The organism is uncultured Acetatifactor sp., from assembly GCF_948601915.1.
In the GTDB taxonomy this organism is placed as follows: domain Bacteria; phylum Bacillota; class Clostridia; order Lachnospirales; family Lachnospiraceae; genus Acetatifactor.
In genome coordinates, this window is record NZ_CAPDXS010000154.1 from 1 (window position 1) to 12,058 (window position 12,058).

Annotated in this window: 7 protein-coding genes and 1 pseudogene; 1 reads left to right on the forward strand and 7 read right to left on the reverse strand. The window is 58.0% G+C overall.

The genetic code is table 11. From position 1 onward, the window contains the following. From Q2B33_RS20220 to Q2B33_RS20250, 7 genes and pseudogenes are all read right to left on the reverse strand, one after another. A pseudogene (locus Q2B33_RS20220) lies at nt 1–403 on the reverse strand (single-stranded-DNA-specific exonuclease RecJ); the annotation flags it as partial. A 204-nt stretch (nt 404–607) separates the two neighbouring features. Further along, the gene (locus Q2B33_RS20225; protein ID WP_300565826.1) at nt 608–1,693 is read right to left on the reverse strand and encodes a phosphotransferase enzyme family protein; all 1,086 of its coding nucleotides are present in this window, start codon (nt 1,691–1,693) and stop codon (nt 608–610) included. 528 nt (nt 1,694–2,221) lie between these two features. Beyond that, nucleotides 2,222–4,054, reverse strand: coding sequence for a hypothetical protein (locus Q2B33_RS20230; protein WP_300565827.1), 1,833 nt, complete (start codon nt 4,052–4,054; stop codon nt 2,222–2,224). Nucleotides 4,055–4,163: 109 nt separating this feature from the next. After that, nucleotides 4,164–6,797, reverse strand: coding sequence for a M56 family metallopeptidase (locus tag Q2B33_RS20235; RefSeq protein WP_300815314.1), 2,634 nt, complete (start codon nt 6,795–6,797; stop codon nt 4,164–4,166). A 4-nt stretch (nt 6,798–6,801) separates the two neighbouring features. Further along, nucleotides 6,802–7,179 carry a BlaI/MecI/CopY family transcriptional regulator gene (locus tag Q2B33_RS20240; RefSeq protein ID WP_300565829.1) on the reverse strand — a complete coding sequence of 126 codons (378 nt, stop codon included), beginning with the start codon at nt 7,177–7,179 and terminating at the stop codon, nt 6,802–6,804. A 230-nt stretch (nt 7,180–7,409) separates the two neighbouring features. After that, nucleotides 7,410–8,282: a YitT family protein gene (locus Q2B33_RS20245; RefSeq protein ID WP_300565830.1), complete on the reverse strand. Its 873-nt coding sequence runs from the start codon at nt 8,280–8,282 to the stop codon at nt 7,410–7,412. A 126-nt stretch (nt 8,283–8,408) separates the two neighbouring features. After that, on the reverse strand, nt 8,409–11,039 hold the full coding sequence (locus Q2B33_RS20250) for a YfhO family protein (RefSeq protein WP_300565831.1): 2,631 nt from the start codon (nt 11,037–11,039) through the stop codon (nt 8,409–8,411). Between the two features lie 296 nt (nt 11,040–11,335). On the opposite strand from Q2B33_RS20250, the gene Q2B33_RS20255 reads away from it, so the two are divergent. Further along, nucleotides 11,336–11,983 (forward strand): gamma-glutamyl-gamma-aminobutyrate hydrolase family protein, encoded by a 648-nt coding sequence (locus Q2B33_RS20255; protein ID WP_300565832.1) that lies wholly within the window; start codon nt 11,336–11,338, stop codon nt 11,981–11,983. Nucleotides 11,984–12,058 lie beyond the last annotated feature (75 nt).

A 12,058-nucleotide genomic window follows, 5' to 3' on the forward strand; every position in this document is an offset into this window, starting at 1 on the left:
TGCCGATGCCGTCCTGGCGGGCCATTTCTATCAGATGGTCGTTGAGCCCGTAGCCGTCATGGATGCGATGGGGGATGGCCGTGTCCGCCTTTGCCCCCAGTATCTGCAGCCCCTTGGTCAGGATATAGGACGCACAGATACCGTCCACGTCATAGTCTCCGATGACGCGGATACGGATATCCGATTCTATCGCGGCAAGAACCTGTTCCACTGCTCTGTCCATATCCTTCAAAAGCCAGGGGGAGTAGCAGTCCTCCAGCGTCCCCCGCAGGAACTTCCCCACCTCTTCCTCCACGGTCAGATCCCGGTTGCGCAGAATCCGGGCCACCACCGGGCTGATATTGAATTTCCTGGCCCATCCGTCAAAATCCGCCTTCTTCATTGTCACATACCATTTTCCCATTGTCAGCAGCCCTCTGTCTTACGAATCCCTTTTCTTCCAGTCGTCAATCTTTGCCACAGGCAGTCAGCGCTTCTTTCTCCCTTTTCAGCCTTCCCCTGCCGCGCATTTTCTCTGTCGCGCCTCCTCTGTAACCGCGGCAAAGGCCGCATCTGATGCCCTCTTCGGCAATCCGATACGGCCTTTGCGCATGCCCGCACAGAGGCGTCAGCTATATTTCTCTACCACTTTGTCCATCAGCTCCCTGGCCGCCTCCATGTCCTTTACCAGCTTGAACTGGGTGCGGCAGCGGTCCAGATTGTGGTTCTCCCGATGAATCTTGAAATAGGTGTCCCCGTTCAGGTGATCCGTGAGGAAGCGCATGCCGCACTCGAAGGTCATCATCATGGCCCCCACCGGCAGCATCTTCTTCTCGTTCTCCGTGAGGAGCGACCCGCACTCTCCCAGGAACCCTTTGGTATAGCAGTCGAACAAATCAATCTCGAAATTGACCTTGCTTAAATCCGGCTCGTCCTCCGCCGCGTAGGTGGCGCCGAAGCGGATGCTGTCTCCGAAGTCATTGACGGAGAGCCCGGGCATCACGGTATCCAAGTCCACCACCGCCAGGGGCTTTCCGGTCTTTTCGTCAAACAGTACATTGTTGAGCTTCGTATCGTTATGGGTGACCCGCAGGGGAAGCTCTCCGCTCTCCTGCATGTCTACCAGCGTGGCCGCGAACTCCTTATGGGCCCGCACGAAGGCAATCTCCTCCGCTACGGAAGCCGCTCTGCCGCACACATCCTTCTCCACCGCCGCCTCGAAGTCCAGATAGCGGGACTTGGTGTTGTGGAAACTAGGGATGGACTCACAGAGCTTATCTGCCGGGAAGTCCGCCAGGAGCTTTTGGAAATGTCCGAAGGCGCAGGCGCTCAGGTAGAACTGCTCCGCGTTCTCGCAGGTCTGCATAGTCATTGTTCCGTCTATGAACATATAGACACGCCAGCAGCCCTCCTCGTCCTGGTACAGCGTCTTGCCGTCCTTGGTCAGGACCACGTTCATGGTCTCCCTCTGGGGATCCCCGCCGTCCCGGGCAATCTTCTCCCGCAGGAAGTCCGTCACCAGGATGATGTTCTCCATGAGGGCCTCCGCGTTCTTGAAGACAGCGGTGTTGATGCGCTGCAGTATATAGTATTTCTCCCCCTTCTCGGTATTCACCAGAAAGGTGTCGTTGATGTGTCCGCCGCCGTGGCTCTCCGCTCTTATCGCTCTGCTGTCCAGCCGGAAGCGGTCTGCAATCTGTAAATATCTATCCATTGTATTATCTCCTTGCGCCTGTCATGAAAGGGAGGGCTATGCGGGCTCTCTCTTCTTTTACATTTAATCTTTAGTCTACCAATTGTTTCCTGTTTCGTCAAGGAGAAATTTGGGCTCCGTACAGGCGCTGTCAGGCCTTTCGTTTCGCTTTTCCATTCCACGGATTAAGGCGCTCTCTGTTAAAAGAAAGCGCCTTTCTGATATAGCTGTACCACTTTAAGGAATTCATTTCCGTCTGCGTTTAATGCCTATTGCCACAGCGTCTCCGGATTCACAGGCATACCGTCCAATCTCAGCTCCAGATACAGATGGCTTCCCTCTATCTGATAATATATGGTGGGTGCCGCGATGAACCCGATGACCTGGCCGGCCTCCTGTTTGCACCCCGCCCTTGCTGGGGTCTTTATGTTTTGTATAGAGACATATTACCCCCCGGTTCGGTTTGTCAATAGCCTTTCTCGAATTACGTGCAAAATTTTACGGCCACAAGCGCGGGCATTGGATGGCAAGGCATATATTTTAATACTGTCAGCCGTCTGCTCCCAAACCGTTCATCCCATACACCTTAAGCCCCTGGGAGACCAGGTTTTCGTCCAGGATCTCTCCAATCCATACCGCCCCCTCTCCCATGGCTATGCCCTGATAATTCACGAACATGTTCCCGCAGGGCTCCTTTTGCAGCGCGTCCAGAAAGGCCGGATTCGGATCCTGAATGAAATCCGCCCCCAAAAAGGCCTCCCGATCCTGATATACTGTACCGTCTACGGTAATCGGAAAGGCAATCTCCTCACACAGGCCCCGGAAATCCCTGGCCAGGATCTGCCGCTTCACCTTCCTGGCGAACCGCTCCACCTCCCAGGCGGACTTGTCCGTGGCCACGGCATAGATTCCGGCGTAAGCATCCAGTCCCTCATATATCTGTTCCATGCTGTCGGCATAGGAGCCCAGATACTCCGATACCGGCCTGTCCAGATAAAAGTCCTTGCTTCCCTCCTCCTGGGCATAGGCCCGCACCATGCGAAACGGCACGTCTATGTTCGCCCCCTGCACCCCGGCGTATTCCAGGAGCACCAGGATGTCCGTCCTGCCGTCCTCATTGTAATCCTGGAAGGCTACGGACAGCACCTCCTTGAACTGCTGGCCGTAGAATATGTTCTCCTCGTTCTCGCCGGGCAGTACAGCGACCGTCTTCCCGTCCTGGAACAGGGCGAAGCGCACATCCCCGAAGCAGACATGGCCGTTTTCATCCTCCATGAGGTCTCCCGGCGCAAAGGGCGCGAAGACCACCCCTCCCCAGCCGTCCAGCGTCACAGGGAAGGACTGGTCCAAAATCTGCCCCCCGGCCAGAGCCTCCGAGCCGCCGGTGCTGCCAGATTCTGCACCGCTGTCCGTGGCATTTCCGGCAGCATTGCCATTTCCATCAGCGCCGCCACCCGCAACGCTTCCATTTCCCACAGCGCCGCCACCCGCAGCGCTTCCGTTTCCCACAGCGCCGCCACCCGCAGCGCTGCCATTCGTTATGGCATAGATATTGTCCGTCGTCAGGTTTACGTAAGGAACCTGTATGGGCTCCGCCCCTTTCAGGCAGGAATCCCGCCACTGGTCGTATTCCGCGCCGTCCATAGGGGCCTCCGGCTCATTTCCCTCTGTGGCCACATAGTACACCACGCCGTCCCCGTCTGCGTCCACCTCCTGGGGGAAGGGGTTCCCGTCATAGTCCTCCTCCCGGAAGCCCCTGCTCCAGGCGTCCACGCTGGCCAGCGATACATAGGCATCCGTCTCAGGGTCATAGCGGTACAGGCTGTAAGGCCAGAAATTCCCGTCAGCGCCGCCATCGCTGGCCAAGCCCTGATTGTGGGATGCCTCCACCTCTACTATGCCATTGTCATAATAGGTCCGCATCGGGTATGCCAGGAACTCCTCCCGCACGTCTCCCGCGCCGCTGTCGTAGTCATATATGATCTCCACCATCCCGGCTGTATAGGTGGTGGTATAGAAGACAATCAGTTCTTCCCTGCCATCGGCATCTATGTCGTATACCGCGAACATATTGTCGGAGATGTCGGCGCTGGCCGGCTGAAGGCCGTGCTCCGTACCGTCCGGGAATTTCTGGTCGAAATAGATGTCCTCCAGAACCTTCACATAGGCCTCATACATGGCCGCTCTGCCGCTGCCGTCTTCCGCCGGAGCCTGGGAGCTGTCCTGTCCGCCGCTTTCCTGCCCGTCCGCGTTTCCGCCCGGTCCATCGGTCAGCGATACTCCCATGTCCTCCAGCCCGTTCCCTGTGCCGTCACTGCCGCAGCCTCCCAGCACGGCTGCCGCAAGGCACAGCGCCGCCCATTTACACAATGCTTTCTTCATATCTTCCTCCCGCCCGCCTAACGGGCCACAATCAACAACCCGCCGCCAACCGGAAAAATGCCCACGCATTGGGCATTCCTCCGCTTAGAGCTTGAAAATTCCTTCACGCTCAGTCCGGCCGTTCCTCATATGGGCCATACATGGCGCTCATCTCCCTGGTGGCTCCATTCAAATATATCTGATAGAAATTCCCCGATTCCGCCAGGATGTTCAGGATGCTATAGGTATCATAGCCTATTCCTTCACCGATTCCCTCCACGCTGACCAGCTTCTCGCCCTCCGCCAGCGGGGCCCTCTCGAAATACCATTCCGCCAGTTCATGATCCGTCATCCCGTCCAGGTTCTCCGGCTTGTTCCACTGTATCACAGGGGAGAACCACACCGTCCGCTCCGTAGCCACGCCCATCTGTTTCACGCAGCTCTCGAACCCGGCATCCTCTCCATACACACGGTCATAGTATATCAAAGACGATTGTAATTCTTCCGGCGTGTTTGCGAAGCAAAAGTCTCCAAAGCGGGTTACCGTGAAGCACGCCTTGTCTATCTTCGTGCCGCTCCACTCGTACAGCTCCGTCAGCGCCTCCTTCGCCCAGTAGACGAACCGCTCCGTCAGCGCGCCGCCGTAGCGGGTGCCGTAATCCCATTCGTCCACCGCTGGCAGTGCATAGTACGGCTCACAGTAGGTCAGGTCCAGCGTGGGGAAGACCGCGTCCGGGGACTGGTTCTCCTCCACGTACCGCACCATGTGCAGGATATTTGCCTCGTCAAAACGGTAATATTTCACAGAATGCTGCCCGTTGCCATCATCGGTAGCGCTCTTTATCAGCTGCGCCTCCGAATCCACCTCCACATTGGGAATCATATAGCCGGGCTCGAACCTTTCCCCCTGTGGATTCCACAGATAACAATAGTACGGAATATTGACAGTCCCCGTCCCACCCTGGAGATAAAAATCCTCATAACCGTCAAAGTTCAGATCCGTCACCACCAGCCCTCCGTCCAGCGCATCTGCATAAATCTGTCCGTTCTCGTCCGCCAGGAATTTTCCCAGCTCACGGGCGGGCAGATCCTCCGCCCTGCACAGGGGCTTGGCGTACAGGGGCTCCTCCTCCGATGTGAAAGAATACATCTGCCCTACGCCGCCACGGATATCCTCTAAAGCCCTGGTATACAGAACCCTCACGTCCTCCGGGCGGATGGTCTGCAGGGGCTCCTCCCTCCTTCCCTGGACCCTGTTCAGCGCAATCTGGTCGATTCGATACTGGCCGCTGCCCGGAACAGCCCGGCCGATGATTTTCAGGAGATGTTCTTCCCCGGGCATCTCTTCCTTCCCCTCTCCCAGGCTCACGGGAACGATGGCCGTGCTCTCGGCACCGTCCGCAGCGAGGGCGCCGGCCTTTCCGCTCCCTGTGCGGACAAAGGCCGCATCCCCCGGAGCCGTGTCCTTCATCTCCTCCCGGGCGGCATCCTCCTCCGTCTCCTGGCCGCTGACCCTGCCGGTGAAGGTGACTGCCATGCACAGCGCCGTCAGGAGCATCACCCCGGCAAGCGCCTCCGCATGTCTCCTGGGCTCTCCAACGATGACCATCAGCCGCTCCTTCAGCAGCTTCTTGCCGCTGGACATGGCGGTGGAAAGCTTCCAGCCCCTCTGCCATGGGCTGCCCTGGGCGCTGAAGTCCAGCAGGGCCCTGCCGTAGGGTATCCTATCCTGCTGGCCCAGGATCTCCAGCGTCCTCTCGTCACAGGCCAGCTCGCCGTCCTGCTCGGACAGGGCCGCGGCAGCCCACACCAGGGGGTTGTACCAGTGCAGGCACAGGCATGCCATGCGCACTACTACCCAGAGATTGTCCCGATGGCTGTAGTGGACGTTCTCATGACACAGCACGTACCTGAGGGCCTCCGGCTTACGCGCCGCCTCTCTGCTCAGGTATACCGCCGGGCGGGCCAGGCCGAACATGCATGGGCTTTCCACCACTGGGGATATATAGACGGGAAGCCTGCTGGATATGTCTGTCTGGCAGCGCTTTCTGGATATGCGCACCCTTCTGCGGTATCTGCCGTTCATCATCAGGATGCAGCAGGCGAAAAAGGCTGCCCCCAGGAGCCAGATGTACCAGAAAAGGGAATGTTCCCGCTCTTTGCCCTGAATCCCGGCATCGGCTGCAGAGGGCGGAATGGGGGACTCCGGCTCCTGTAGCCTTCCAGATACAGAAGCTGACGTTTTTCCGACATCCGATTTATATCCTTTGCTTTCTCCCGCCAATGATCCTGTACCGTCTGCTGTCGCCGCGGACGCTCCAATCGAATCTGAATCTGCGCTTCCATTCAATGCTTCCATGTCCGGCCCGGTCTGACCCTCTGACATGCCGGACGGATTCTGCAATCCTGTGGCCATCTCAGGCCCTTTCTGGCCAGGCAGCCCGGCAATTACCTCCTGCTCTGTCCGGTTCTGCTGCCGCTCTGCCTCCGGCTCCGAACCATTCTGGCCCTCCGGCTGCTTTGCTGCCATATCTGTCCTGTCCTGCCTCTCCTCAGGCCAATCCCCAGTTCCCTGCCCCTCTCCGCTCTCCTGTAGCGCAAAAAGGTTCAGGACGCTGAGGCCGCTCTCCATAAAGGACACCGGCACCAGCAGCCGCAGGGCCACCACCAGCCACAGGGCGTACCAGGCCCGCATGGGGAGCCTGCGCCGGAAGAAATACCGCATGGCCATCACAAGCACGATCAATACGCTCGAAGAAATCATCCACTCAACCATTCCGCTCTTCCTCTGCCTTATCCAAAATCTGCCGCAGCTCCGAAAGCTCCTCGGCAGACAGCCTCTGTCTCTTGATGAAGCTGCTCACCAGCATGCTGGCGCTGCCGTTGTAGACCCTTTTCAGGAAATTGTCCGTCTCCTTCTTCACGGCAGCCTCCCGCTCCACTAACGGCGCATAGACCCGCATGCGCCCATTGTCCTCGCAGGCGATCAGCCCCTTTTCCGTCATCCGCTTCAGCATGGTCAGCGTGGTGCTCCGGCTCCACCCTACCCGGCCCGCCATGTCCGCCACGATTCTGCTGCCCACCTTCGGGCACTCCTCCCACAGGCTCTCCATGATATTCCATTCCGCTTCGCTCAGTGCCTTCATGCAATTCGCCTTTCTTTTGGCAGATGTCCTGCCTTCCCGTTACAGGAGCCCGCCTCTGTCCTTTTCTGAATCCGCCTTGGTGTCTACATTGTAAACATATAGTACCATAGACTGTCTACAATGTCAACAGCCTCTGACAAGGATAGCGAAAAAGCAAAAAAATGCCGCAGCGGCAGGGAATCCCATTCCAAATTCCCTGCTGCCGCGGCATCAATCCGCTCTGTCGTCCCTCAGTCGTTAGGCCTCTGGTAGAACCGCCCCGACAGGTTCTCCGTGCGGATCATGTTCACGAAGGCCATGGGATCCGTCTCCCGCACACGGTTCAGGACCTTGCGCACCTCGTCCCGGCCTACCACGGAGTAGAGGATGTTGCACTCCTGCTTCATGTAGCAGCCCTCCCCCTTGATCAGCGTGGCATCGTGATTGGTCATCTCTTTGATCACCTCATAGACCTCCTCCGGCTTCTTCGTCACGATCAGCAGCGTCTGCTTCTGGTAGCGCCTGTGGAGGGTGTGCAGCACCTGGGTGGATGTGAACTGGAAAATGATGGAGTAAAGCGCCTTCTCCCAGCCGAACAGCGCTCCTGCGATGCACAGTATCACCACGTTCCCGGCAAAGATATAGTTCCAGGAATCGATGTCCATCTTCTCGGACAGGAAAATGGCGATGAAGTCCGTGCCCCCCGCCGTGGCCCCCGCCGCCAGGCAGATGCCTATGGCCACCGCGTTGAACAGTCCGCCGAACACCGCCACCAGCAACGTGTCCGTGGTCACCGCGTAGCTGGGGATCAGGTCAGTGATCAGGCCGGATACCACGATCATCAGGCAGGAATACATGGTGAACTTCTTTCCGATGAACTTGTAGCTGACCACGGCGGGAACCACGTTCAGGGTCAGGTTGATGACGGAGAAGGGAGGCTCGAACCCCCACACCATGTCGCAAATCTCCTGCAGGAGCCTGGTCAGCCCCGTGAACCCTCCGGGGATCAGTCCCCCCGTACGCACAAAGGTCTTCAGGTTCACGGCCGTGATGACTGCCGCCACCAGGACCATGGCTGTTCTTTTCGCGGTGTCCATTACCGCATTTTCCACTTTTGTCTTCATTTCTTTTTCTTTTCTCCTCCTATCATCATTCCCCTTGGGGGGATTGATCCCTCGTGAAGAACCCTTCCTCTCAGCCCCGGCGCTCTGCGGCCCTCGCGCCCCGGGCCCCTTTTTCTCCTGCCGCTCTTATGTGTCCTCCCTGCCTGCGCCCTCTTTCGCCTCTGCCCCGCAAGCCGCCCGGTCATTCCGCTCCGTCTCCACAGGTTTCTGCGGTCTTCCCCGCCGCCTGCGCAATGCCGTAATCCCGCAGAATGCCGCGATGCTCATGATGCTCACCATGATTCCTGCGCCGGAGCCCTCCGGCACGTACTTCATCTCGAAGCGGTACTCCCCCGGCTCTAAGTCGAAGGCCATGAGACAGCCGCCGAACAGCTCCCCCCGGGCCTCCTCCCCGTTCACCCTCACCTGCCATCCGGCCTCATAGGGCACGGAGAGGATTACCCTCCCCGCTTCCGCAAGCTTGAGACTGCCTGTCAGGGTATCGTTCTTCCACTCCACATCCTCCATATGCCGGGCCGACAGCAGCTCCAAGGCCTCCCACAGCACCGCCTGGTCCATCCGGTAGATATCCGCCTGAACCTTCGGCGTCTCGTCATCCTCATCCCCATTGGTCAGGGTGACGGTCTGTTCCTTTTCCAGATATCCCAGGTACAGAATCGACCCGTCCTTCAGGTCTTTGTACTTCTCCTCCACCGTGCTGCCGCCGATGCAGTCCACCTTGCCCGTGCCGGAGGCCGTGAGGATGGCGTAATAGTACCCGCCCTCCTGAGGAGTGAATTCCACATTGTCCCCCCGCTGCTCGCCCTCCTCCTTCCGGAACAGAACCCCCTCCACTCCCAGGTCATTCACCATCCGGTTCTGGAGCTTCAGCCCCTGGTCCTCATACCCCTCCGGCAAATCGTATCCCACAGGGGCCACATAGCCGAAGGGCAGCGCGGCATTGCACTGATAGAGGAAAATGTCCCCGCTGTGCCCAATCAGGGTGTAAAGGCCGTTCTCATAGTCCGCCGACTCCCCGAACATGTATGCCACGTTCAGCATGGCGGAGGTGAGCGCCGTGGCACCGTCAAAACCGTAGTACACCTTGCTGTGGCGCATGCCCAGCCTTTCATACATGTCCATGACCTGGGAGTTCAGCGTGGAGGAGAACAGGCTGGCCGTGGGGTAGCCTGTGAGGGTCCCGTCGTTCTTCGTCTTCCTGGTGAACTTCTCCAGCCGATAGAACCCCTCTTCCCGGCCCTTCGTCTCCTGGTACAGCGCCTTATAGTCCTCCTGCTGCCCCAGGTAGGCGCTGCGGCTCACCGTGCCCAGGCTGGTGACATAAGTATTGACGGTGCATTCCGCCACCACGATCGTCAGCGCCATTACGGCCAGCCCTCTGTGCAGCGTGCCGTCCTCTTTGGTCCGGTACAGGTAGAGGAGCACCGCGTAAAGGCTGACGAAAGCAAGGGTCAGCAGCTTCACTCCCCACTCGAAGTCCTCATGGTCCACGAACTTCTCGCAGAACAGGAAAAAGCCCGCCGCCCACAGATATCCGTACAGAATCTGCTGCCCCTCCAGCTCCCGCACATGCCGGTACGCGTCATGGCACATGGTCAGCACCAGGAGGATATAGACAAAGGACTGTCTCGCCGGCAGAGAATCCGGATAGTTCAGGCCATGCCAGATGAAGTCCAGCATATTGGTGCCGAAGCTAAGCAGCAGGAATCCTGCCAGCCCCATGCGGCAGAATTTCTCCCGGATGGAGATGCGCCTGTTCATCAGGTACAGCGGTATCATCAGCAGCACCGCGCTGCCGCAGTAGATATTGGGCCAGTGGTCCAGCCCCCGCTCCGTATAGACGCACACGCAGTGCCTGGCCAGCATATCCAGGATGGAGAAATAGGACTCTATCTTCTCCGGGAAGTCCATGTCCCCGAAATCCGTCCGCAGGATGGCGCAGACCTCGGGGACCAGCAGCATCGCCGCCATGCCTCCCGCCAGAAGGGAGTACAGGGCAAAGCGAGGGACGTCCCGCCTGCAGATGTCCCTCATGCCGCGCCTCTCCGTCACCAGGAGCAGCCCGAAGTATAGCACCAGGAAGATGCAGATCATGATGGAAATGTAATAATTCGTGAAGATGGACAGGGCCAATGTGACGCAGTACAGCCCGCAGCGCCCCTCCCGCACCAGCCGTTCCAGCCCCAGGACGATCAAAGGCAGCAATACCACGCAGTCCACCCACATGATATTGTAGTTGTAAGCGGCCATGAAGCCGGACAGCGCGTAGAAACAGGAGAAGAACAGCGCGCCCATTTCCCCTCCTGCTCCGGAACCGGCGGACAGAGCGTCCCCTTTGCCTGCCCCGGACAACCCGGAACGCCTCCTGAGATAGAGATACGAGGTCAGCCCCGCCAGCCCAATCTTGAGCACGATCAGGTAACTCATGAATTCCATCAGGTAGCTCTCCGGCACCAGCAGGGAAAATATGTGGAAGGGACTTGCCAGGTAATATACAAAAAGCGCAAGAAAATTAGAGCCTATCCCCACGTTGAAGGAGAAGCTCAGATTCTCCCCTCCCCTCACCTTGTGGAGCAGCTCACTGAAAAAAGGCATGTATTGGTGGTACATATCGGAAAACAGGAAGCTCCGGTCCCCAAAGGGATAGATCCGGTTCACCACGAACAATGCCAGCATGACCATGGAAGGAATCAGAAACGAGAGGACAAGGGCTGCCCTCTGCCGATTTCCTGTTAAATTTATCTTCTTATTCTTCATCACTGTCAGTTATCAAATCCGGCTCCCGGGCCGGCAATTGCCTCCTTCGGCCCCTCCACCGCAGCGGGTCTGCTCCAACAGGCAATCCTGCAGCGGACTCTCCTGCGATGGTTTTGAAGTTTGCCTTCATGCCAACGTCATTATATCTCAATCAGGCGGAAATGTCCACTATCATTATCCGTTTTCGAATTGTATCTTATACGTGGAGGGTATATAATGAAAAAGTCGATAATAGAATCAAAGAGATGATCCTATCATGGTGCAGGGCCCGGGGCCCGGAAGGCAGGAAAACTTTTATGAAGATAGCCATCGCAGGAAAGCCGGAGAAGACAACGAATTATGTCAGATATGTGGAATCCATCGGGGCCGTGCCCGTGGTGACATTACTCGCGTCAGAGATAGTCGAGTGCCGCGGGCTGCTGCTTCCGGGCGGAGGCGACATCACTCCCGCCTTCTACGGAGAGCGCAATCACGGCTCCGCCGACATCGACACAGAGCTGGACATCCTGCAGCTCCAGGCCTTCGACCTGGCGGTGCAGACCGGCATGCCTGTCCTGGGCATCTGCAAGGGGCTGCAGATTATCAATGTGGGGCTGGGAGGGACATTGGTGCAGAATCTGGAGCCGGACATGGGGGAGCGGCATCGGTATGAGGAAGGGGATAAGTATCACAGTTCCGTAATCGAACAGGAATCCTGGCTGTACGGCCTGTACGGAGGTGAAGCCACTGTGAACAGCGCCCACCACCAGGCGATCGCCAGGCTGGGAAAGGGGCTGTCGGTGGCATCGCGCTGTCCGTTGGATGGGTGCATCGAGGCCATAGGCCATGGGAGCCTGCCTGTCGTAGGGGTACAGTGGCATCCGGAGAGGATTGATTTTGAGAGGTCGGGGACGGATGGGATGCGGGTGCTGGGGTATTTTGTTTCGTTGATTTATACTGCATAACGCTGAATACTGCCTAATGTAATCATGCTCTTGAACCGGTCAGCGTTATGCAGTCTGGTTTCACGGCAAGTGAAA